The sequence below is a fragment of the Streptomyces sp. NPDC093097 genome (assembly GCF_044754325.1).
Lineage (GTDB): Bacteria > Actinomycetota > Actinomycetes > Streptomycetales > Streptomycetaceae > Streptomyces.
Genome location: NZ_JBIVOW010000011.1, coordinates 77827 through 100945, shown reverse-complemented (window position 1 = coordinate 100945; position 23119 = coordinate 77827). Strand labels below are relative to the sequence as shown.

The 23119-nt window shown below is 71.2% G+C and carries 19 protein-coding genes; 3 read left to right on the top strand and 16 right to left on the bottom strand.

Annotated features, from left to right (window positions below):
- Positions 1-12 precede the first annotated feature (12 nt).
- Entirely contained in the window at positions 13-2325 is a 2313-nt protein-coding gene (locus ACIQE0_RS20045; RefSeq protein ID WP_402333854.1) for an FdhF/YdeP family oxidoreductase, read from the bottom strand.
- A 222-nt stretch (positions 2326-2547) separates the two neighbouring features.
- Between ACIQE0_RS20045 and ACIQE0_RS20040 the strand changes: the two genes are divergently transcribed.
- Positions 2548-3228: an adenosylcobinamide amidohydrolase gene (locus ACIQE0_RS20040; RefSeq protein WP_402333848.1), complete on the top strand. Its 681-nt coding sequence runs from the start codon at positions 2548-2550 to the stop codon at positions 3226-3228.
- A 34-nt stretch (positions 3229-3262) separates the two neighbouring features.
- Here the strand turns inward: ACIQE0_RS20040 and ACIQE0_RS20035 are convergent, their stop codons facing one another.
- From ACIQE0_RS20035 to ACIQE0_RS19965, 15 genes are all read right to left on the bottom strand, one after another.
- Positions 3263-4207, bottom strand: a complete 945-nt coding sequence (locus tag ACIQE0_RS20035; protein WP_366332235.1) for an amidohydrolase family protein — start codon at positions 4205-4207, stop codon at positions 3263-3265.
- A 106-nt stretch (positions 4208-4313) separates the two neighbouring features.
- A complete protein-coding gene (locus ACIQE0_RS20030; protein ID WP_402334210.1) occupies positions 4314-5393 on the bottom strand; it encodes a protein kinase family protein in 1080 nt (359 codons plus the stop codon).
- Between the two features lie 337 nt (positions 5394-5730).
- Positions 5731-6090, bottom strand: coding sequence for a DUF6415 family natural product biosynthesis protein (locus ACIQE0_RS20025; RefSeq protein WP_402333845.1), 360 nt, complete (start codon positions 6088-6090; stop codon positions 5731-5733).
- A 73-nt stretch (positions 6091-6163) separates the two neighbouring features.
- On the bottom strand, positions 6164-7333 hold the full coding sequence (locus tag ACIQE0_RS20020; RefSeq protein WP_402333842.1) for a helix-turn-helix domain-containing protein: 1170 nt from the start codon (positions 7331-7333) through the stop codon (positions 6164-6166).
- A 178-nt stretch (positions 7334-7511) separates the two neighbouring features.
- The gene (locus tag ACIQE0_RS20015) at positions 7512-7637 is read right to left on the bottom strand and encodes a hypothetical protein (protein WP_402333839.1); all 126 of its coding nucleotides are present in this window, start codon (positions 7635-7637) and stop codon (positions 7512-7514) included.
- Positions 7638-8008: 371 nt separating this feature from the next.
- The gene (locus ACIQE0_RS20010; protein ID WP_402333836.1) at positions 8009-8317 is read right to left on the bottom strand and encodes a DUF6415 family natural product biosynthesis protein; all 309 of its coding nucleotides are present in this window, start codon (positions 8315-8317) and stop codon (positions 8009-8011) included.
- A 218-nt stretch (positions 8318-8535) separates the two neighbouring features.
- Entirely contained in the window at positions 8536-9717 is a 1182-nt protein-coding gene (locus ACIQE0_RS20005; protein ID WP_366338454.1) for a helix-turn-helix transcriptional regulator, read from the bottom strand.
- Between the two features lie 103 nt (positions 9718-9820).
- Positions 9821-10477 carry a GPP34 family phosphoprotein gene (locus ACIQE0_RS20000; RefSeq protein WP_402333832.1) on the bottom strand — a complete coding sequence of 219 codons (657 nt, stop codon included), beginning with the start codon at positions 10475-10477 and terminating at the stop codon, positions 9821-9823.
- A gap of 122 nt (positions 10478-10599) precedes the next feature.
- Positions 10600-12093 carry a carboxylesterase/lipase family protein gene (locus ACIQE0_RS19995; RefSeq protein WP_402333829.1) on the bottom strand — a complete coding sequence of 498 codons (1494 nt, stop codon included), beginning with the start codon at positions 12091-12093 and terminating at the stop codon, positions 10600-10602.
- 167 nt (positions 12094-12260) lie between these two features.
- Positions 12261-14837: an acyl-CoA reductase gene (locus ACIQE0_RS19990; protein ID WP_366338460.1), complete on the bottom strand. Its 2577-nt coding sequence runs from the start codon at positions 14835-14837 to the stop codon at positions 12261-12263.
- The gene (locus ACIQE0_RS19985; protein WP_402333826.1) at positions 14834-16000 is read right to left on the bottom strand and encodes an acyl-protein synthase; all 1167 of its coding nucleotides are present in this window, start codon (positions 15998-16000) and stop codon (positions 14834-14836) included. Before ACIQE0_RS19985 ends, ACIQE0_RS19990 begins: the two co-directional genes overlap by 4 nt.
- A complete protein-coding gene (locus tag ACIQE0_RS19980; RefSeq protein ID WP_402333823.1) occupies positions 15997-17217 on the bottom strand; it encodes a GNAT family N-acetyltransferase in 1221 nt (406 codons plus the stop codon). Before ACIQE0_RS19980 ends, ACIQE0_RS19985 begins: the two co-directional genes overlap by 4 nt.
- Positions 17214-18563 carry an MFS transporter gene (locus tag ACIQE0_RS19975; protein WP_402333820.1) on the bottom strand — a complete coding sequence of 450 codons (1350 nt, stop codon included), beginning with the start codon at positions 18561-18563 and terminating at the stop codon, positions 17214-17216. Before ACIQE0_RS19975 ends, ACIQE0_RS19980 begins: the two co-directional genes overlap by 4 nt.
- Entirely contained in the window at positions 18560-19864 is a 1305-nt protein-coding gene (locus ACIQE0_RS19970; protein WP_366338468.1) for a phenylacetate--CoA ligase family protein, read from the bottom strand. The genes ACIQE0_RS19975 and ACIQE0_RS19970 overlap by 4 nt, the downstream gene beginning before the upstream one ends.
- Before the next feature lie 417 nt (positions 19865-20281).
- On the bottom strand, positions 20282-20872 hold the full coding sequence (locus ACIQE0_RS19965; RefSeq protein ID WP_402333817.1) for a GNAT family N-acetyltransferase: 591 nt from the start codon (positions 20870-20872) through the stop codon (positions 20282-20284).
- A gap of 259 nt (positions 20873-21131) precedes the next feature.
- Here ACIQE0_RS19965 and ACIQE0_RS19960 point away from each other — a divergent pair, with 259 nt between their 5' ends.
- Positions 21132-21836 carry a TetR family transcriptional regulator gene (locus ACIQE0_RS19960; protein WP_402333815.1) on the top strand — a complete coding sequence of 235 codons (705 nt, stop codon included), beginning with the start codon at positions 21132-21134 and terminating at the stop codon, positions 21834-21836.
- Between the two features lie 28 nt (positions 21837-21864).
- On the top strand, positions 21865-23094 hold the full coding sequence (locus tag ACIQE0_RS19955; RefSeq protein ID WP_402333812.1) for an acyltransferase family protein: 1230 nt from the start codon (positions 21865-21867) through the stop codon (positions 23092-23094).
- Positions 23095-23119 lie beyond the last annotated feature (25 nt).

Genomic DNA, 23119 nt, shown 5'->3' with positions numbered 1-23119 from the left:
CCGCTCCCCCGGTCAACCGGCGGGGTCGATGATGACCTTGAGGTGCTTCATGATCGGCTGGTCGCTCTGCCGGCTGTAGTCGCCGATCGCGCACAGCACGTTCATCTCGGGCATGTACCCGGCCGCGCAGCCGCGGGGCAGGTCGTAGGGGATGGCGAGATAGCCGTTGAGGTGGCGTCGGCTGCCGTCCTTGGCGGTGCTGGTGATGTCGACCGGGTCGAACGGTGAGATCCCGCGTTCGCGCATGTCCGCCTGGTTCATGAAGACGAGGGTGCGCAGGTGGCTGATGCCGCGGTAGCGGTCGTTGTCGGAGTAGATGGTGGTGTTCCACTGGTCGTGGGAGCGCATCGTGCCCAGGGCGAGGGTGCCTGGCGCCGGGACGACGTCGGGCAGCGGGGCGGTGGAGAACTCTGCCCGGCCGGACGGGGTGTGGAAGACCAGTTCGCGGGCGGGCTGCTTGATGCGGAAGCCCAGGGGCAGGCGGACGCGCCGGTTGAAGTCCTCGAAGCCGTCGAGGACTTTCGCCATGGTGTCGCGGATGCGGTCGTAGTCCTCGACGTACCACTCCCAGGGGGTGTCGCTGTCGGGCAGGGCGGCGCGGGCCATGCCGGCGATGATCGCGGGCTCGGAGAGGAGGTGCGGTGAGGCGGGCCGCTTCATGCCGACGGAGCGGTGGACCATGCTCATCGAGTCCTCGACGGAGGTGCTCTGGATGCCTGTGCGCTGGTGGTCCTTCTCGGTGCGTCCCAAGCAGGGCAGGATGAGTGCCCGGCGGCCGTGCACGAGGTGGCTGCGGTTGAGCTTGGTGCTGACCTGGACCGTGAGGTCGCAGTTGCGCAGTGCCGTGAAGGTGTAGGGGGTGTCGGGTGCGGCGAGGGCGAAGTTGCCGCCCATGCCGACGAAGACCTTCACCTCGCCGCGGTGCATTGCCTGGACGGTGCCGACGGTGTCCAGGCCGTGTTCCCGCGGGGGTTGGATGCCGCAGACCTGCGCGAGGCGGTCCAGGAACTCCGCACCGGGGCGGTGGTCGATACCGCAGGTGCGGTTGCCCTGGACGTTGCTGTGGCCGCGGACCGGGGAGGGGCCGGCCCCTTCGCGGCCCAGGTTCCCGCGCAGGAGAAGGAGGTTGACGATCTCCCGGACGGTGTCGACGCCGTGTTCGTGCTGGCTGATGCCCAGGCACCAGCTGACGATGCTGCGGTCGGCGTCGCGGTAGATGCGTGCTGCCTTGAGGATGCCGGCGCGGTCGATCCCGGACTGGCGCTCCAGCTCTTCCCAGGGCGTGGCCTCGCACAGGGCGCGGTAGTCGGCGAAGCCGGTGGTGTGGCGGTCGATGAACTCCTGGTCCAGTGCCTTGGTGTCGGTGCCGGCCTGCTCCAGGATCGCCTTGGCGATGCCGCGCAGCAGCGCCAGGTCGCCGCCGATGCGCGGTTGCAGATTCAGGGTGCCGGTCCGGGTCGCCTGGAAGGTCGCCATGTCGGTGAACTCGTGCGGGATGATGGTGCGGGTGGCGGCCGCCTCGACCAGCGGATTGATGTGCACGATCTGGGCGCCGCGCCGGTATGCCTCGGCGAGGGAGGTCAGCATCCGCGGCGCGTTGGAGGCCGCGTTGACGCCGAGGATGAACAGCGCGTCGGTGGCCTCCCAGTCCTTGAGGTCGACGGTGCCCTTGCCCGTGCCGAGCGCTGCCTGGAGCGCGCGTCCACTGGCCTCGTGGCACATGTTGGAGCAGTCGGGCAGGTTGTTGGTGCCCAGTTCGCGGGCCATCAGTTGATAGAGGAAGGTGGCTTCGTTGCCCAGCCGCCCCGACGTGTAGAAGGACGCCTGGTGCGGGCTGTCCAGCTCCCGCAGCGCACGTCCGACCGTCGCGAAGGCGTCCTTCCAGCTGACCGGGACGTAGTGGTCCGACTCGGGGTCGTAGGCCATCGGTTCGGTCAGGCGCCCCTGGTTCTCCAGTGCGTGGTCGCTCCATCCGGACAGCTCGGTCACCGAGTGCGCGGCGAAGAACTCCCGCCCGACCCGTTTGCGGGTCATCTCCCAGGTGACGTGCTTGATCCCGTTCTCGCAGATGTCGAGGTGGAGTCCCTTGGTGTCGTCCGGCCAGGCACATCCCGGGCAGTCGAAGCCGCCGTTCTCGTGGTTCATCCGCATGATCGCCCGGGGGCCGTCCCTCAGCGCGCCCTCGCGCACCATGAACCGGGTGACGCTCTTGGCGGCGCCCCAGCCCGCGGCGGGGTGGCGATACGGCTGGAAGTGCGGTTCGCCCTCGGGGACGGGACCCACTCGGGGCTCGGGCCGCCCCGGTTCGTCACGGGAGGCGCTCATGACACTCACCCTTCCGCCGCGCGGTGCGGTTTCGGCACACGACACCTCCGCTCAGGCTAGGCCCGCCAGTCACACCCCGCCAATGAGAGATCACGGAACGTAGCCGCAGTCCGAGGTGGCCCGGTCCGCACGTCGTCGGTCGGGAGGGCCCCCGCCCCGCCGGGGGAGGGCGCGGCGGCGGTGCGTACGATCAGCCGATCCGCCTCGTGAGGAGCCTGCCTGGTGTCCGCCGTCATCCCGCCGCCCCGCGCCGCCGCGCCCGTGCTGACCGTGCGGCAGCTGGCCCGCACCGAGGACGGCGAGCAGCTCAACGCCCTGTTGTGGGACGCCGGTCCGGGCTGGCGGATGATCAGCTCCGCGGTCCTCGGCGGCGGCATCGGCGCACGTGCCTGGGTGCTCAACGCCCAGGTCGCGCACGGCTATCGGCGCACCGACCCCGACCGGCACCTGGCCGAGCTGGCCCGTGACGCGGGCGTGCGGGGCAGCGGTGTGGGGCTGATGACGGCCGCCGACGTCACGCGACGCGGCCAGGCACACGACGACGGCGCCGAGGCCGTCGCCACCGCGGGCATCAGCGTGCGCGGTTGGGCCGCGGCGCCCGGAGCGGGCACGGGTCTGCCGACCGCGCCGGGCACGATCAACATTGTCGCCGCGCTCCCGGTGGCGCTGACCGATGCCGCGTTGGTGAACGCGGTGGCCACCGCCACCGAGGCCAAGGTGCAGGCCCTCCTCGACGTCGGATACGACTGCTCCGGAACCCCCACCGACGCGGTCTGCGTCGCCGCGCGCCAACCCGGGCCCGGCGACGAGGTGCACGCCTTCGCCGGCCCCCGTTCCCTGTGGGGTGCCCGACTGGCGCGGGCCGTCCACCAGGCCGTACGCGCCGCCACCCCCAGTCCGTGAGGGCCTGGGCAGTGTAGGGGCGGTGGCGCCCGCGTCAGCGGGCGAGGCGGGGGAAGAGGGCTTCGGCGTTGCCGCGGTTGATGGCCTGGGCCTGGCCGGGGGTGTAGTCGGGGTAGGTCTCCAGGAAGTGGTTGTAGTAACTGCCGGCTTCCTGGGGCGCGAAGGGCCAGTCGCTGCCGTAGAGGACGTGGCCGGGTTCGGCGAAGGCGAGGAGCGCGGGCAGGGCGCTGGGGCTGGCGGACAGAGCGGTGTCGAAGAAGAACCGCTTGAGGTCGGACAGGACGTCGTCGGCGTCCCGGTCGGGGTCGGTGGCCAGGGGCGTCAGGCCGGCGAAGCGGTAGGCGGCGTAGGGCAGGAAGCCGCCGCCGTGGGCGAGGATCACGCGGACGTCGCGGTGGCGGCGCAGGACTCCGTTGAGCACCAGGTTCAGTGCGGTGCGGGTGGTGTCGAAGACGAAGTCGGCCAGCGGGGCGGGGGTGCCTGGCAGCCGGGGCATCGGCGGCTGGTTGGGATGGACGAAGACGGTGGCCCGGCGGCGGTCGAGTTCGGCCCAGAGGGGTTCGAAGTCGGGGTCGCCCAGATAGCGGCCGTGGACGTTGGACATCAGCACCACGCCGTCGGCACCCAGGGTGTCCAGGGCGTGGACGGCCTCGGTGACGGCCGCGTCGACGTCGGGCAGGGGGATGCCGGCGAAGTGACCGAAGCGGTCGGGGCGGTCCTTGACGACCTCGGCGCCGTACTCGTTGACTGCGCGGGCGAGGGTGCGGGCAGCGGCGTCGGAACCGAGGTGGACGCCGGGGGCGGTGACCGAGAGCACGCCGGTGGCGATGGATTGCCGGTCCATCATGGCGATGGCGCTGCTCGGGCTCCAGGCCGGGACGGGCCAGCCGCCGGAGTCCAGGCCGCCGGCGGCGAGGGCGTCGGCCCAGACCGGCGGGACGATGTGCTGGTGGACGTCGATGCGGGCGGGGAGGTCCATGGCCCTTGCTCCGTTCCCTCTTCAGGAGTGCGCTTGTCGAGGAAGGTATTCCGCGAATCCGCGGCGGGACGCGTCTGACGGGACATCCCTGGCCGGGCACGGCGGCTCACGCCGAGGTGCCGGGCTCGTCGCTCAGGGCGTTTCGGAGGTCCGCCGCCGGGAACGGGGTCTGCTTGCTCCGGGTGAGCAGCCGGTGGTGGAAGTCGTCGAGGAGGAGCGCGGACCGGGCGTGCCGGTCGAGGAGAGCGGCGATCCGAGCCGGCACGTCCGGTCGGTGGCCCGTGGTCCAGGCGCGGAGGAACGCCTCGGGGGTGCTGCCCTCGCACAGGTCGGGGAGCGCATGGTGGCGTAGCAGATGCCAGAGAACGTAGCAGCGGTCGTAGACGAGGTGGTCCGTCAGGAAGTCGGCTTCCTGGGGCGAGAGGGCGAAGTCGCGGCTCAGGGCGAGGCCGAAGTCGGCGAAGTACACCTGCCGGCCGTCGGTCAGCAGGTTGGCGAAGTGCGCGTCGAAGTGCACCAGTCCACGGGAGCTCAGGAAGTCCGCCCCCTGGGCCACTTCTTCCGCCGCCCAGGAGAAGTGCGCGCCGGGTTCCGACGCGGGATCGGTCGCCGTACGGGCGTCGGCGAGCCAGGCGGCGAGGCTCTGGGGCACGTGCTCCAGGAAGAGCACCAGACTGGCGGGGGCGCGGCCGATCGCCTCCAGTCGGCGGCGTACGGCGGGCGCTCCTTCCCAGTGCGCGACAGCCCCGTCGATGCCGCCGAACGCGTCGGCGAACCCCTGCGGAGGGTCGTCGGGCAGCACCCGCCAGTGGTACAGCAGGGGGAAGCCGGTGTGGGCGCCCGTCAGGACCCATCCGGTGGTCAGCAGGTGTGCGGCCAGTTCGCGCCAGGCGCCGAACCCGGCGGAGCCGATCCCGTACTGGTACGAGAGCGGCAGGTCGAAGAGGTTGGCGGTCGACCGCAGGTGTTCCGGGCGCAGTTCGAGGTCGGTCAGCGGGACCCGTTTGACGAAGACGCGCACCCCCTCGACGTCCAGTTCCGCCGCGCGGCCGCCGATACCGGAGCCCCGCGACGGGGCCGCGGCCACCGCGTCGCGAAGCCGACGATCGCTGAGCAGCGACAGCCGCGTTCCCACCGTCGCATACGTCGACCGGCGCGCCGCGCGCACCGACTCGCTCTCCTCCATCGGCAGCTCCCAGGTGACCGCACCGCACAACCCTCGGCGTCGCATCATGCCAGAGGGGTGGTGCCCCGCCCCGGTAGACCGTCCTCACCAGGAGTACCGGGGCGGGAGTCCGGAAGAGCACCGTGCGGAGGGCGTCCGGCGGATCGTCACACGCCGAGGCTCCGGGAACCAGCCTGCAGGGGCGATTCCTCGCGCAGACACTCGGGGCAGTTCACGGCCCGGAGCCATTCGACGACGTCGTCGTCCGGGTCGGCGTCGCCGCAGCGGGGCCACAACGCGGCACCGGTGGAACGGAGTTCATGAACGGTCAAGACGTCCTTGCCGACGGTCCCCGCGGTCACCAACCGGCCCTCGCGGTGTGATAGGCGAGCAGCCACTGGCAGTCCCGGGCGCGCTGGTGCACCTCGGCGTCCGCGGACAGTATTCCCTTCCCCAGGGGGTCGGCCATGAGCTGCTCGATCCGGCCGACTCGATGCCGGTCCGGAAGGTAACGGCCGGCTGTTTCATGGAGATCGGCGAGCAGCACCGCGACGTGCCCCCGCAGCGCCTCGTCCGTGGCGGCCAGTTCCTCCCGGCTCGGCCGGATCGAGCCGAAGCGGAGCGCTCGGCGGATCGTCTCGCTGATGGTCTCGACGTCCACCGGGGGCGGGCCGCTTGCCGCCGCTACCGTAGAACCTTGTTCACGCTCAGTGCCCATGCCTTCACCATAGGAGCGTGTGACCTGCGCCTCAATGACACTTTGCGGCGGCCCTCAGGGTAAGTGACAAGTCTCAGACGGGAACTGACAGAGCGTCTGCCAGGTCACGCATCTGCGGTGTCAGCGTGCGTCGCCTGCCGATCACGTCAGCCAGGATGTCCTGCGCGTAGCGTTGGCTGGTCAACCACTCCGGTGCCTGTTCCTGGATACCGGAGAGCGTGTCCACCGCCTCGGTGTACTGCCGCAGCAGCGTGTGCGCCTTGGCCACGTCGAGCCGGTGACGCCAATACTCCGTGCTGGCCTTCTGGCTTCCCTTGCCCCGTCGCGCCATTGCGACTACGCGGTCCGGCTGGTCGAGCACCACGTAACGCTCCGCAGCCTTGTAGCCGACCGTGGCCGGGCCCCATGTCGTCAGCCGGTCCTGCCCGCGCGGTAGTTCACGCCCGGTGAGGATCGATACCGACTGGGCCAGTCGCATCATGTCTGCGGCCTCGCCGCGACGGTTGTCCCTGAGGCACGCGGCCGAGGCTTGCAGAAGCAGCCAGCCCCACGCGGCGAGTTCCTCCGGAGTCGCACGGGAGATGCGGGGTTCGGTGTCGTCGGCCCATCGGGTGGCCAGCGTTCGGGCTTCCGCCAGACGCCCCTGCCGCACGAGGAGCCAACTCCACGTCGTGACGACGGCCGCGCCGCGGATCCGGTCGGGAGCGTCGTCCAACGCCCGGCGCAGTGCGCTTTCCGCCGCGTCGAACTCCCGCACCTGCGTCAGCGCCGATCCGGCGATCTGGAGGAGGTGCGCCCTGAGCGTTCTGGCCGGCCGGGAGTCGCCGAGGGCATCGGCGTCGCGTAGCGCCGGCCCCAGCAGGGTGGACAGTTCGGCGAGTCGGTTGGCGAAGTAGCTCTTCCGGATTGCGGGGAGCAGCGCCTGGACCCCTGCGATCGTGGGTTCTTCATCCGGCTCGACGGCCGGCGCCTCGACCGCCTGCCGGAGAGGCAACCACGGTTCGGAAGGTTCCGGGTGCTGAACGTCGTCACGATCCAGGAGTTGGCTCGTGTGCACCCGCATCGCGCGAGCGAGTTTGTGCGCCGTTTCCATGCGTGTCGTGTGCAGCTGCCCCTGCTCCAACTTCCTGATGAGCGACAGGGATACGCCGGCTGCGCCCGAGAGGTCCGACTGTGAGAGACCTCGCCGCTTCCTGATTTCCCGCATGCGTGTCCCGATGTGCGTGTCAGCGTGCTCAGGCATCATTGCTCCGTTCTGACCTCGACACTCAGAACGGTACGCCCTGGCGGGCCCGCGGCGCAGGGATCGGCCCCTCACCACCCGGTGGGGGGCCGAGTCCTTGCCCGCAGCCCGCTTGCGGTCTCCGCCGCACGGCTGCGGAAGGCGATGCGTCAGCAGCCGGCTCCGGCCGCGTCAGGCGTCAGTTGCCGCGCCAGATGTTGTCGAAGGCCGCCTGCTCGATGGCGCGGCGCTGCCGCATGGCCTCCAGTTCCATCAGTGCGCCGTTGACCGCGGCGAGCACCGTGTCGATGCCGTTGTCGTCCACGCTCGGCGCGTTGGACGTGACCTGGTCGTATGCGCCGCCTTCGCCCTCTCCCCCGCCTTCACGCTCTCCCCGGCCTGCGCCGACGATCTCGATGGCCGCCGCGAGGGCCCGGAGCCCAGTGACGGGGCCGCGGCCACCGCGTCGCGGAGCCGACGATCACCGAGCAGCGACAGCCGCGTTCCCACCGCCGAGGCTCCGGGAACCAGGCCGCAGGGGCGATTCCTCGCGCAGACACTCGGGGCAGTTCACGGCCCGGAGCCATTCGACGACGTCGTCGTCCGGGTCGGCGTCGCCGCAGCGGGGCCACAACGCGGCACCGGTGGAACGGAGTTCATGAACGGTCAAGACGTCCTTGCCGACGGTCCCCGCGGTCACCAACCGGCCCTCGCGGTGTGATAGGCGAGCAGCCACTGGCAGTCCCGGGCGCGCTGGTGCACCTCCGCGTCCGCGGACAGTATTCCCTTCCCCAGGGGGTCGGCCATGAGCTGCTCGATCCGGCCGACTCGATGCCGGTCCGGAAGGTAACGGCCGGCTGTTTCATGGAGATCGGCGAGCAGCACCGCGACGTGCCCCCGCAGCGCCTCGTCCGTGGCGGCCAGTTCCTCCCGGCTCGGCCGGATCGAGCCGAAGCGGAGCGCTCGGCGGATCGTCTCGCTGATGGTCTCAGCATCGACCGGCACGCAGGGCACCGTCTCGGCGGGCGTGGGCGCGCCCCGTTGGGGCGAGTGCGTGTCTCGGTTCGTCGTTTGCGCGTGGGCGCGCATCGGTGGTGGGGGCGTCTGCATCATCAATCCCTGATAGGTGTGGCTTGCCTCACAACCCCAGAGTGCCGACATGCCAAGGCCCCAACTATCAAAGGTATTTGATAGTTGGGGCCAATGCTTGACGCGGCGCTACATCACATGCCGATCCAGTGCGCGAAGTTGCTGAAGGAATCCGGCACCGACCGGTGGTGCGACGTCAGATCCTCCATCGTCTGTCGCACCACCGGGCTGTAGCGAGTCTGCTGCGGCGCTGCCACCCGCGCTCGACGCAGCGACGTATAGGCGTCGTCCGGCCGCCCCGACCACAACTGCGCCCGAGCCACTTCGGCGTGATGATGCCCGACTCGCGATGGTGGCAGAGTGCTGAGGTCCACCCCGCGAGCGGCCAGCACTGCCTCGGCATACTGGTCCATCTCGGCCAGGGCTGACACCCGGTGCAGAGTCACGTTCGCCGGGCCGAAGCTGACCCACAGCGCCTGTTCCACTGGGCCGGTTCGCTCGGCGATGCGCTCTGCCTCGGCCAGGTGCCCGGTGACGTCACCTTCGCGCTGGTCCCGCGCCGCCAAGATCGCGGCGCCGAGGTGGAGTTGCCCCGTCACGACGTCCCGCAAGAGGCCGCCCTCGGCCTGCTCGACCGTGCGCAGGCCCATTCCGATCAACCGTTTGCCAGTGGCGTATTGCGCGGACCGTAGATATGCCAAGCCCCGGAGGTACTGCCGCAGCGACCCGAGCACGGCATCCGACGCGCGGCCGGCGGCCCAATCCAGGCGGTCGAGGGCGAGCGTGGCGAGATCGGTGTACCCCAGCTTGGTCGCCACGTCGTAAGCCGTGCGGTAGACGCTGGCCAGCGTCCGCCACATCTCGTCCGACGGGGACGCATAAGCGGCAGACGTCGCCTCGTGGATCAGCGCCGGCAGATCGGCGGCGGCGCCCTTGATGTTCGCCTCCCGGACCTGCGCGCAGAGCTGGTCGGCAGCTGCGCTCAGGGCGATGTGCGAGCGTGGTTGGATCTCCGGGTCCACGCCGAGGTCGTAAACGTCCAGGGCCTCGCGGATGGGTTGAATCAGGCTGTCGAGCTGGTCGGCCCGCAGCTCCTCTATGTACGGCTGGCCGGTGATGTCCGCGGTGGAGAGGCCCATTGCGCGGGCGACGGCGCCGATGAAAGCGGGCGAGGCCGGCGCCTTCCCCTGTTCGACCTTGCTGACCAAGGACGTGGAGACATGGGCGCGTTGGGCCAGCCCGGTCTGGGTGAGGTGGTGAATCTGCCGGAGACGCGCTACACGCGCGCCGGTGTGCTCAGACGGTGATGCAGGCATACTGGACTCCGTTCTGACTCGACACCAGAACGGTACCCTCGGCCGGCCGAGGTGTGCAGCGAGCGGCCCCGCAGGCACCTGCGGGGCCGCCGCTGCGCAGGCGTCAGTTGCCGCGCCAGATGTTGTCGAAGGCCGCCTGCTCGATGGCGCGGCGTTGCCGCATGGCCTCCAGTTCCATCAGTGCGCCGTTGACCGCGGCGAGCACCGTGTCGATGCCGTTGTCGTCCACGCTCGGCGCGTTGGACGTGACCTGGTCGTATGCGCCGCCTTCGCCCTCTCCCCCGCCTTCACGCTCTCCCCCGCCTGCGCCGACGATCTCGATGGCCGCCGCGAGGGCGGCGAGGACCGGCTCCCCCGATGCCAGGCGTTGCGCCGCCGCAGACCGCTCCGGCGACTCGGCGAGCACGATGCGGTCCTTCCGGAAGGAGACGCCCCGGCGTTCCCGTCTGAGCAGTCCTTCCGTTTCGAGGTGCGCCAGATAGGTCGTGGACAGAGCGCGCCCCCGGCGCCACAGCCAGTCGTCGATCGTCTCGTACGGGGCCTCGCGGACCAGCGACGACGCGGCCTGCTCCAGCAAGGGATCGGCCATGGTGGGGTGGTGGCCCGGCACGATGCGCTCGTCGTCCAGGGTGAGCGCGTCGGCGCTGAGCAGGTCGATCGCCTCGGCTCCGGCGAGGGCCAGCGACAGGTTGCCTTGGGGAACGGAGTGGCCGGCCGTCACATCCGTGGCGATGAACGTCAGGTCTCGTGCTGTGGTCATGGATCCGGATCGCCTCGCGCTGGTCGAAGGGTCGTTCTCCTGCTCCGCGGCCCCCGTGGCGTGTGGGGCGCCGCCTGTCGGCTGGAGCGGTGCGCCCGTTCCCGGGGTCCGGGAGCCCGATGCTATCCGGAGAGGCCGAAGGGGGTCGGGAGGTGGTTCTCCCAGATGCGATGGGAGTGCTGTTCGGGATAGGGGACGGTGGTGGACCTGGTGTCCAGGACGCGGGTGAGTCGGCGGTCGGGGCGGTGGGCGGCCCATCCGGGGGTGCCGGTGGTGGCGAAACGGATCCATGCCTGGTGGAGTTCCCGGGACACCGCGCGGGCCTCGGGGGCGGGTGGGTCGCCGAAGAGATCGCGGGCGGTGGGGCTGTCCCATGAGCTGAACGCCAAGGGGACGTCGAGGCTGTGGCAGGCGCCGAGGGCGCCGCCGAGAGCCGGTGCGGCCAGGCACAGCTCGAACAGGAACGAGGTACCGCCGGCCGCGGCGTTGGCCCGGGCCAGGTGCAGTGACGGCATCCGGAAGAGGGCGTCGGAGTACACCGTCTCCAGCAGTTCGCTCGGGGTGGCTTGTGGGGCGGCGGCGCGGTAGCGGCGTGGTCCGTCCGGTGCCGGGGCGAACAGGTCCAGGGCGGTGCGGGCCTCCTCGTCGGTGAACCCGCCCGCCCGTCCGGCCATCACGCTGAACAGGCGGAACTCATCGCGCGTATGGCCCACGAGGAGTTCGGTCCCGGTCGCGCGGCCGTGGGTCAGCGCGGCCCAGGGCGTTTCGGCAAGGACGTCACCGTCGAGGACGGGACAGACGGCGACACCGGTCTGGGCGAGCCGGCCCCAACGCGCGTACCGGGCGGGGAGATCGGCGCTGAGGGAGGTGAGCGCTTCGGCCAGGCGGGCGGGGGCGACCTCGGCGAGGGCGGCGGCGGTGGGTGCGGCGCCGAGCCGGTCGGCGAGGGCGGTGGCGACCTCTTCGGCCAGTGCGCGGGTGCAGAAGTTCCCCGGCACCGAGTGGGTGAGGGCGCGTCGGAACAGGCCGCGCGCCGGTGCCATCGTCAGCAGGGCGGCGATCGATCCCGCCCCGGCGGACTGTCCGGCGACGGTGACGTGCCGCGGATTCCCGCCGAACGAGGCGATGTTGCGCTGGACCCACTCCAGCGCCGCGAGCTGGTCGAGGAGTCCGCGGTTGGGCGGTGCACCGTCGAGGAGCGTGAATCCCTCGGCGCCGACACGGTAGTTGAGGCTCACCACGACGAGCCCCGCCGCGTTCAGGTGGGTCGGGTCGTACATGGGGTCGGCGGCGGTTCCGGCGAGGTAGCCGCCGCCGTGGATCCACACCAGGACCGGCAGCCCCGCGGAGCCGGGGTCCGGCGTGCTGACGTTGAGCGTCAGCCAGTCCGTGTTCTCCCCCGTGCTCGCGCGCACCGGCCCGGACTGCGGCACCGCGGGGCCGAACTCCGTCGCCTGCCGCGTCCCCGTCCAGGGGTGAGGGGGTACGGGCGCCGCGAACCGGAGTGCGCCGACGGGTGGTTGGGCGTAGGGGATGCCGCGGAACACCGCGTTCCTCTGGTCCCAGCGGCCCTGCACCGTACCGTCCGCGGTCCGTACCGTGGGCTGTTCAGGCATGTCGCTTCCTTTCGCAGGAGACCTCCAGCGTTATCGGCCATCCGTATTATGTCAACCGTATGGGAAAAAGGGAGGGTGCTCCGCGCGGGTCGGCGAACGGTGCGGGAAGGCGTGTGGGGGCGAGGACCAGCGGTCCCCGCCCCCACGCGGGGCTCATCCGGCTACGGTCAACTCGCCGTCGTACGGCGGTCGATGACGGTGCGCAGTTTGCCGCTGGTGCGGGTCCGCTCGAAGGCGGAGGTGGCGGCGATCTCGACCGTGCAGGTGAGCAGTTCCTCCGGGCCGACCGCCGAACCGAGTTCGGTGATGTGGGTCAGCAGTGCGGTGCGGGCCACGTCCGGATCCGGTGCGTAGGCGCCGTCCAGGCGGACGATGAGGTGCTCCCGGTCGGCCTGTGACGTCAGGAGGAGCTGCAACTCGCCGCGGTAGCCGAGGTGTTCCTCCGCGGCCTGGGTGAAGCGGCGGTAGTTGAAGTGGTACGAGCCCATGCGGAACACATCGCCGTACCGTCCCAGGAGTTCGATGCGCGGGGTGTGGCTGCCGCAGGGACACACGCCGTCGACGGCCCGGCCCATGTCGCCGATCTGGTAGCGCTCCAGGCGCTGTCCGGCCCGGGTGCGGGTGGTGAAGACCAGCCGGCCCGGCTGCCCGGCGGGCACCGGACGGTCCTGCTCCGGGTCGAGGATCTCCAGGGTGTGCAGGTCGGTCAGGACGTGGTGGACCGTGCCCTGGGCGTGGGTGCACTGGTAGCCGAGCGGGCCCAGGTCGGTGCTTCCGTAGGCGGCCGACCGGATGACCTCGACGCCGAAGTTCTCGGTGAGGATGCGGCGTTGTTCGGTGGTGAAGTGCTCTCCACCGTAGAACACCTTGCGGATGCCGCCGTAGGCGCGCAGCCGCTCGCCCTGTGAGTGGAAGAGCTGCCACAGGTAGGAGGGCATCCCGAAGACGGTGTTCACGCGGTAGGCGACCAGCGCCTTGGCTATCGCCTCGTAGTCGAGGCCGGCGGCGATGGGGATCTGGGTGGCCTCCAGGCGTTCGAGGATGGAGAAGAAGCTGATGAAGCTGCCGTACATCTCCCCGCAGTAGAAGAGGTTGGCGGCGCGGTCGCGGGACGGGTCGAAGCCCGCGGCGAGCAGCCCGTGCGCGGAGGCGCGCATCTGGGTGTCGTAGTCGTCGCAGGTGAAGACGGACAGGGCCGGGGCTCCGGTGGTCCCTCCGCTGTGGAAGTACAGCTGGGCGTTCCGGGGTGCGAGGGAACGCAGTTGCTCCTGGGCCTCCGCCTTGCCCATGAGCGGACCGGTGGGCGGTGCGGGCGTGACGGCCGGGGCGATCAGGTCGTCCAGGCACGGGGTGGTGGCGAAGACGTCCTCGGGGGCCTGCACGCTGACGCGTCGGCTGTAGCGCTGGAGGGCGTAGACACCGTCGTGGGGCTCGCCGTGGTAGCTGTCGAGCATGGCGCCGAGCGGGGTGACGCGCTCCACGCCCGCGGTGATGAGCGTCCTTGCGAGCTGCGCGACGTCCGCGCGGTCACCGGCGACCGAGGCGGTCTGGAGGTAGCGGCGCATCGGTCGCAGGGTGGCGACGATGTCCCGGCGGGGCAGCGGCTTGATCCAGACGGTGCGGTGCAGCGGGGAGGCGGTGAGGGCGGGGCGGGTGTCGGCGAAGACCCGCCAGCTCCCGTCGTCGGCGGTGATGACCTTGGTCAGGCCCAGATGTTGCTCGGCCCGGGTGACCAGCTCGGTGGTGGTGATCTCGGCCTGCTCGGCGGGGTCGGACCCGTCGGTGGGCGGGGCCGGGAAGGTGCCGGAGACCTCCTTGAGCACGATGGCGAACTCCTCGGCGAAGGCGAAGAGTTGTGAGGCCGTCGCGGCGGGCGCGTCCGGTTCGGTGTCGAGGTAGACGACCTGCGGGCTGGAGCATGCCTGCTGTTCGAATCGGCAGACGTCGGCGGCCAGCGCGGTGAGGGCGGAGCGGTCCGCCCAGGCATCGCGGGTCAGATAGGCGAACGAGATCTTGTGTCCCCAGGCGATGAGGCGGCAGCCGGGCGGGACGAGTTCCGCGACGCCTTCCACGGCGCCCTCGCCGCCCCAGACGGCCACGGCGTCCGCGGGCGCGCACAGCAGCCGCATCAGGTCCTGGCGGCTGGAGGGGAAGCGCAGGGCGACGATCCGGCGGGCGAGGGCGCCGGTGGGGTCGGCGGCGGCGAGTTCGGCGAGCAGGTGCTGGGCGAGCGCGGTGTCGCTGCTGCTGGTCTTGAGGACGTTGACGTTGCCCGCGAGGAGGCCCTCCACGACGCTCAGGGGGGCGACGCCGGCGGCGTTGCCGGGGGCGATGTGGACGAGCAGGCCCACCGGTGCCCATGCCTCGTAGACGGTCTCGCGGGCATCGGGGCGGGTGAGGCGTTCGGGGCGCAGCCCGCCGAGTTCGCGCCGCAGTTTGCGTTCCAGGGCGGGGCGGGTGAGGGCGTCGGCGAGTTCGGCGAGGGTGGCGGCGGCCTCCTCGCGGTCGGCGTCCGCCGCGCCGCCGGCGTCGGCGCCGGTCAGGTCGGCCATGAGCCGGGCGTACAGCTCGCCGTCCGGTTGCCGAAGGGCGTGGCTGACGGTGTCGCAGGCCACCAGGACCGTCTCGGTGGACAGCGGCTCGGCCAGGGCGGCTTCGACGAGGGCGGGCAGCTCCGCGAGCCGCCCTGCCACCTGGGCGTCTTCGATGAACGAGCCCTGCCAGTAGTGGAGTTCGCGGGTCATGACATTCCCTTCAGGAGTTCGGCGGCGGCCACCGCGCAGCTTCGGTTGCGGCTCACCCCGGCGCGGCCGTGGATGGTGAACCACGGGGTGTCCAGGGAGCAGTCGCAGGAGTCCCCGGGGTGGAGTGAGGCCAGGTCGCCCATCACGACGCTCTGCGCCGGGACCGAGGTGATGTACGGGGAGACCAGGTGGAGGTAGCCGGGCCGGTCGTACGGCAGGGGCTGCAGGGTCCGGGTGTCCCGGATGGCGACGCGGGACCAGACCGGTACGTGGAGGCGGTGGTGGGTGCACTCGATGTAGGGCACGCAGTGCTCGACGGAGCCGTAGGTGTCCCTGATCCGCTCCGGCGGGATGCCCAACTGCCGGGTGACCTCGGCGTAGAAGTCCTCCTTGGGGATCCTGCGGTCGGCGTGGCCCTTCCAGCCGCCGCCGAGGAGCACCAGGGAGCCGGGCGGGAGGTCCAGGGGCGGCATGCCGGCGGCGCGCATCCGCTCCAGGGTGAAGTGCAGGAACGCCGGGAAGCCCAGGATGCGTACCGGCAGGCCGTCCTCGGCGTAGCGGCGCAGGGCGTCGATGGTGCCGTGCACGTCGAACTCGTGGCCGGTTCCGGTGTGGCGCAGGGCGTGGGTGGTGTGCCGGGCCGGTGCGAAGTCGCACAGGTAGTTGTCGGTGAAGGAGGTGCCCACCCGCAGGTCCGGTGCGGGTTCGTAGCTGTAGAGGAGGTAGTTGACGGGCTGGTCGGGGGTGATCCATCCGTAGTGGTCGAAGATCCGGGCGACCATGCGCTGGGCGGAGCGGATGGTCCACCGGTCGTAGAACATCTGGGACTTCTGACCGGTGGTGCCGGACGAGGTGAGGTGCAGGAAGACCTCCTCGCGCGGGATGGAGAGCACCTCGTGCCGCTTGAAGAAGTTGGCGTGCAGCAGCGGGGTGCGGATCTGCGCGCCGACGGTCGGGGCCGGGGTCTTAGGGGTGTCCGCGAGGAGGGACCGGAAGAGGTCCGAGCGCCCGGCGTGCCAGGCGTGGGACTCGGCCATCGCGGCCTCGAACAGGGCGTCGGCCTCGGGGCCCGTGGTGTAGGGCGCCGGGAGGTCGCAGAGGCGTTGGACGTGGGCGAGGGCCTCGGTGTCGGGGACCTCGACGGGGGCGAGATGGGGGTTCATCGGGCAACCTCGTGCTGGGGCAGATAGGTCGACGCCCAGGCGGTCAGGTACGCGCTCAGGTAGGGCTGGATCAGCGGGCTGACGGCTGTGGTCCGGAAGTCGATCTGGCGGTCGGTACGGGAGAGGACGACGTGGTCCTGGAAGCGGTCGCCGACCCGGCGCATGGCCGGGTAGCAGGCGCTGGGGACGAACCCGGCGCTCAGGAACGCGTGCAGCCCCGCGGTGTCGGACAGCGGCACCAGCGTCTCGACGTAGTCGGCGCCGGCCCGACTGAGCGTGGCCATGAGCGAGTTGAGGGCTCCGGCGGCGGCCGACGGGTACGGGTGCACCGCGACGAGGGCGCAGCTGCCGGCCGCCGGGTCGAGGGCGGCGTAGATCTCGAAGGCGCCGTCCGGTGCCGTGAGGACGGTGTTCGGGCTGCACAGCGGGGTGTAGGCGCCGGCCGGGTCGGGGAAGAGCTCGCGGAAGCGGCGACGGACGAACCCGGGGGCGTTGATCACTTCCAGGGGTGTGTGGGTGCGGGTGGCCGCGGGGGCGGTCAGGGTCGCGGTGCCGGCCGCCGCGGTGGCGGTGGCGGTGGCGGTGCCGCCGGCCGGTGAGGACGCCGGCGGGGCCAGGTCCTCGGTGGCCGGCGCGTGGGCCGCGAGGTAGGGGACGCCGGTGCTCTCCTCGGCCGCTTGCAGCAGGGGCGCCACTGCCCGGGGGACGGCAGTCGCCTGTTCCCGGCGGTCCAGTACCCCTTCCGCGTAGCAGGCGAACAGGGCCAGGGTCTCGCAGCCCGACACGTCGGCGGCGTTGGGCAGCAGGCCCAGCGGGCGGTAGCCGTTGCGGGCGACGACGCGCTGGGGTGCCTGGGTGACCATGCGGACGGTGGTGTAGAGGGAGTCCAGGGCGCCGGTGGCGAAGGCGTCGGCGGTGACCGCGCCGGTCAGCCGGCCGGCCAGGCCGCCCTGGCGGTGGCACGGGTGGACGGCGAGGCCGACGAGCTTGCCGAGGCGGTTGCCGCGGTCGGTCTGGACGACCACGGAGCCGGCCAGTTCGCCGGTGTCGGTCCGGCGCGCGGTGAGCCAATGGCTGTGCGGATCGGTGATCAGGCGGTGCATCACGGCCGGATCGCTGCCCAGGGCCACCGGGTAGCCGTGGCCGTAGACGTCGAAGTAGAGCTGTCTGAGTTCGGCGATGTCCTGGGGCGTCGCCGGTTGGATGGTGCTGTTCACCGGGCCTCCCCCAGCGGTGCGTTGCCGGCCGCGGCCGCGGCGGGCACGGCCGGCTCGGGCGCCGGCGCTCCGGACACCGTCGTGGCGTCCTCGCCGTCGGCGTCCTGCGGGGCCGCACCGCGCCGGCCGTACCACCACAGCGCCGCGGCGAGCGGGATCAGCCCGGCGCCCTGCACCAGGCACAGGGTGCGCGGCGAGAGGTGGTCGCCGAGCGCGCCGAAGACGAGGGAGGACAGCGGGAAGGTGGCGCCGAGGAGCCCCTGCATCATGGCGAAGAACCCCGGCTTGTCGGCCGTCGGGACCAGTCGTTGGAACAGGGCGACGAACCGCACGCCGATGACTCCCACGCACCAGCCCGCCACCACCAGGGCCACGACCGCCGCCGGGCGGTCGGCGAGCACGCCGGGGGTGCCCAGGGCGACGGCCATCAGCGCCAGGCAGGCCCCGCCGATGGTGGTCGGGGATCCCGGCAGTCGTGCGCCGGTGAACGACCCGAGGAGGGTGCCCAGGCCCAGGGCCGTTTCCAACGCGGCCACGGTGGACCCCTGTGCGTGCAGCACGTTCCGCGTATACAGGGGCATGACGACGTAGACGGCGGTGGTGAAGACGTTCACCGCGGTGAAGCAGAGCAACACCCGCCGGATGAAGGGATGGTCGCCCAGGATCTGACGGAGCGTCCGCTGGGCGGGGGCGTCGCCGGACGGGGCGGTCTCCCCCGGTGCGGTGGCCTCCCGGGGGAAGCGGGTCAGGAACACCAGCACGGCGGCCAGGAGGTACGCGCCGCCGCAGCCGGCCACGATGCCCGTCAGGTCCCAGGCATCCACCACCAGCGGTCCGAGCAGTCCGCCGGCCAGGCCGGCCAGGGACTGGGTGGCGAGTTCGAAGCCGGTCGCGGCCTCGATGTCGGCGTCGTCGACGAGTTCGGGCACGGAGGTGGTCAGGCACGGGTCGAAGAGTGCCTGGCAGCCGGCCAGCAGCAGGGCGGCCGCGTACGCGAGGAACGCCGGGGGTGCGGCCAGCGAGGTCCATCCGGCGGTGACGGCCGCGACCAGGCCGGCCACGGCGGCCGCGGAGGCCATCACCGTGCGGTGCGGGCGGCGCGCGATGACGCGGGCCACCAGCGGGGCGAGCGCCACCGCGGGCAGTGTGCTCACCGCGAGGAACGCCCCGGAGGCCAGGCCGCGGCCGTCGCCACCGCCGGTGGCGTGCCCGACCAGCCACCACACCACACCGACCTGGAACATCCGGTTGGCCGCCTGGGTGAGCACCTGTGCCGCCCAGACGGTGCCGAAGGCCGGGTTGCGCAGGACGACCGGGAGTCGGCGCGGAGCCGGGTTCGCGGTCATGCGTGCGGCCGTTCGTCGATGACCCGCGTCAGCTTGCCGGTGCGCGGGTTGACGATCAGTTGGCCGTGCCCCACCCATTCCACCGCTATCGGGTGGATGCGTTCGGCGTCGACCTCGTCGGCGTACATCGGGCGGGCCGCGCCGATCTCCTTGACGATGGCGGCGGCCAGGTACGACAGTTCGCTCGGCTCGCCGTCCTCGCCGGTCGCCGCGCCCGCATCGAGCCCCGGACCGCCGTCGACGGCCAGCCGCAGCACCAGTCCGTCGCGGCCGTCCCAGCGGCGCACGACCAGCTGCATGCCGATCACCAGGCCGGCCGGGTCGGCGGCCCGCACCAGTTCGTGCACGTCCTGGGTGTACAGGGACACCGCGCCCATCCGTACGCCTTCCTCGGTCCGGCCGAGGATGCGGAAGTGTCCGGCGGCGATGTCGGTCCATTCGGCGCGGTCGCCGACGGGGTACCGGATGATGGGCATCAGGCGGCGGCGCAGGTCGGTGACGACGATGCGTCCCGCGACGCCCTCGCGGGTCAGCGGCTCGCCGGTGTTCTCGTCGAGGATCTCGACGGCGGTGTGGGGCGTGAACGCGCGGTGGAGGCGGGGGTCCGGGCCGGGGACGGCCTGGCCCAGGAGTCCGGAGTCGACGCCGGCGTAGCCGATGGAGCGGGCCTGTGCGTGCGGGAACGCCTTGCGCAGCAGCGGCCGTTGGTCCTCGAAGAGTCCCTCGCCGCCGAAGAACAGGATCTCCACCTTGGGGAGTTGGCGCCCCTCGCGCACGAGGTGGTCGGCCAGGCCGCAGAGCGTCGTGGTGGTGCCGGCGACGACGTCGACGTCGAACTCGTCCAGCGTGTGCACGGTCGATTCCAGGGGCGCGGCGCCGCCGATGGGCAGTCGCAGGTTGGCGACGGGTGCCCGGTGGAGGGAGTCCAGGATGAAGTTGAAGCTTGCGTAGAGTTCGCCGGCGTAGAAGAGGTCGGCGACGCGGTGGCCGGGGCGCAGGCCGGCCTCGACGAGTCCTTCACCGAACGCCGAGGTGAATTCTCGCCATTCATCGCGGGTATAGACGGAGAACTTCGGTGCCCCGGTCGTGCCACCGCTCTTGAAAACCACGGCCTCGTCGAGCGGGCCGGTCAGGAGGCGGTTGTCGCGGGGCGTATTGGCCCGCCAGAATGCGTCGTGCGGGATGACGGGGAGTTCGGTTAACTCCTCCACCCTGTCGGGTAGGCCCGCGTAGAGCTCACGGTAGAAGGGTGAGTTGGCGCGCACGAAACGTATGAGTTCCGTTAAATTTTGAACAGGCATTACTTTCCTGCTTTACGGCATTCGGAAGAACCGGAACCGCGGGGTGAGCGGCGCCAGTTCTTGATGTTCATCAGCTGCGAAACGGCATGGGGATGCCCGGTCGGGGTGCCCCAACTGCCACTTCACACGGGGGGTACTTCAGCGGTGATGTTATGCCATGAAAGTTGTTCCAACTAACACGCACTGTCCCCGTGGACGGTATTTTCCCCAACCGAGATCACGCCGGGTGCCGTGTACACGCATCAGGTTCCGCTATTCGCGGTGACGTACCTCACCATCAGGCTTTCGAAGTGAACGGCAGCGGCGGCGACTTCCACCCACCCCTCTCATTGAATCTCAGTCAATAGCCACCGGGGATAGTGCACGAACCGGCCACCGACAAGGCCGATAAGAGCTGTGCGGCCGGGCTGACCGAAATCAGATATCGCCCTGCACCAGGGCGTGCAGATGCTCGTCGTGCCAACCGTCCGCATGCAACAGGGCGCTGCGCAGGGTGCCTTCGAGGGCGTATCCGGCCTTGGTCGCGACCCGGCAGGACGCCTGGTTGGCCACCGAGTGGCACAGCCGCAACCGATGCAGACCGAGGTCGTCCAGGGCCCACCGGCTGACACGCTCGACCGCCTCGACCGCGATCCCGCCACCGCGGGCCGGCGGCAGAATCCAGTAGACGATCTCGGCACCGCCGTTCCTGAGGTCGATGTCGCCCCATCCGATGAGCCCGACGGCCTCGCCACCCGGCCGCGCGATGGCCCACATCGCACTGAGCTCGGCCCGCCAGCGTTCACGCATCGCCTCGATGCGCTTGCGGGCCTGGTCCGTTGCCTCCACCCCCAGGCGGTTCCACAGACGGATCGCCGGATCCTGGCCGGCGGCCACCAGGGCGTCGGCGTCGGAGAGCTCCCAGGGGCGCAGCTCCAGACCACACGGCAGACCGAGCACCGGCTGGGCGCGCCGGGCCATTTCGCCCTCGGGGACGACGGGGGCAGGGACGGGCGGAAGGTTCGTCATTGCGGCATCGTGCCACATGCCCAACTACACGGCCTCTGAGACTCGTTACGTTGTTTGACCAGGCATGCCCGGTCGAACACGCCCCGCCTTCCCTCGGCCGCCGGAGCGTCAGAGACCCGAGCCCGGAAGCCCGGCACCGGGCCTCCCCCACGCCGCCGGGCGACCGACCGCCTCGCACGAACCCACCCACCGCATGCGGCCGTTGCGGAATCAATGGCTCCGCTGGACACCGTCTGGCCGACCGGCTAATTTTTTGGCCATGCGGTTAGAAAATGGTCCGAGCGGCCAACTCGGCGACGGGAACAGCGGGAAGACGGAGCCGGAGCGCTCGCTCATCGAGAAGGTGCGTCGGGCCCAGATCATCGAAGCCGCCATCGAGGTCATTGCGGAACGGGGGTTCGCAAAGGCCTCGATGGCTCAGATCGCGGCACGGGCCGGTGTCAGCAAGGGCGTGATCTCGTATCACTTCGCGGGCAAGAACGAGCTGGTCGAGCGGACCGTCGAGCAGGTCTACGACGGTCTCGGCTCCTTCGTCGCCGCCCGGCTCGCGGGGCAGACCGGCACGGCCGCCTGGCTGCGCGTCTACATCGGCTCGATCGCCACGTACATGGCCGATCACCGCTCCCAACTCACCGCCCTCGGCGAGATCTTCGTCAACTTTCGCGCCGAGGACGGTGGGCTGAGGTACGGCCCCGATTCCAGCGAGCCGCTCTACGCCCACGTCGAGAGCGTGTTCCGCGAGGGCCAACAGCGCGGGGAGCTCCGGGCGTTCGACGCCCGCGTCATGGCCGTCACGCTGCAGGGCGGGATCGACGACATGTTCGCGTACTGGAGCGCCCATCCCGAGCACGACCTGATGGCGCACGCCCACGAGCTCACCGACCTCTTCTGGCACGCCACCCGAGCGGACAGCCGGGCGGCGGGCCAGGCAGCCGACCAGGCGGAGCGCCGGGTCGAATCCTGAACAGACCACCGAACGGGGGAGACAACCGATGGCACACGACCTCGGGCGGGCGATAGCGCCCGCCGGGACACCCGATCCCAGGCCACCGCGCCTGTACTACATCGACAACCTGCGCATCGCGCTGACGGCACTGGTGGTGCTGCACCACACCGCCGTCACCTACGGCAACATCCCCGCCTGGTACTACACCGAGCCCGCCAAGGACTGGACCGGACTGGCGCTGGACGCCTTCGTCGTCCTCAACCAGGCGTTCTTCATGGGCTTCTTCTTCATGATCGCCGGGTACTTCACCCCGGCGTCGTACGACCGCAAGGGTCCGCGGCCGTTCCTCCGGGACCGGCTCAGGCGGCTCGGCATCCCGCTGCTCGTCTTCCTGGTGCTGATCCGTCCGGTCACGGACTTCGGCGGCTTCCTCCATCTGCGGACCGTCTTCGCCGCGCGCGGTGACGCCCTCCCCTACTGGATCTACTACCTCGTGAGCTGGGACCCGGGCCCCCTGTGGTTCGCGGAGGTGCTCCTGGCGTTCGCCCTGCTCTACGTCCTCGTCCGCCGTCGGGCCTCCCGGCGCCACGGGCTCGGGGCCGCGGCCGGCGGGCCCGCGGCCGGCGGGCCCGCGGCCGGCCCGCCGACGATCGACCGGCCGATGCCGCGGCCGCTGCGGCCGCGCGCCGTCGTCCTCTTCACGATCGGGTTGGCCCTCGCCACGTACGGCTGGCGCGTCCTCGTGCCGAACGGCGTGTCCGTCCCCTTCCTGGGCCTGCCCACCCCCGGCTACGCGGTGCAGTACGCGAGTTTCTTCGTGCTTGGCGTCCTCGCGCAGCGGCGCGGCTGGCCGCAGTCCCTCTCCCGCCGGACCGGCCGCCTCGGCTTCGCCGTCGCGACCGTTGCGACCCTCGCCTACCTGCCCGTCCTCGTCACCGCGAAGGACAGCAGGGCGTTCGACGGCCACGGCACCTGGCAGTCACTGGCCGCGGCCGCCTGGGAGTCCGCCTTCGCGGTGGGCGTCGTCCTCGGCCTGACCGTGCTCTTCCGCGAACGCCTCAACCGCCAGGGCCGGTCGGCCGCCTTCCTCTCCCGTCACGCCTTCGCGGTGTACGTCCTGCACGCACCGGTGCTCGTGGCGCTCGGGCATGCCTTCGGCCGGCTGCACGCCCCGGCCGTCGCCAAGTTCGCCGTCGTCGCGGTGCTCGCCCTGCCGTTGTGCTGGGCCCTGGCATACCTCGTCCGGCGCCTGCCGCGGGCGGATCGGGTGCTGTAGCGCGGAAATGCAGGAGCGGGCCCGC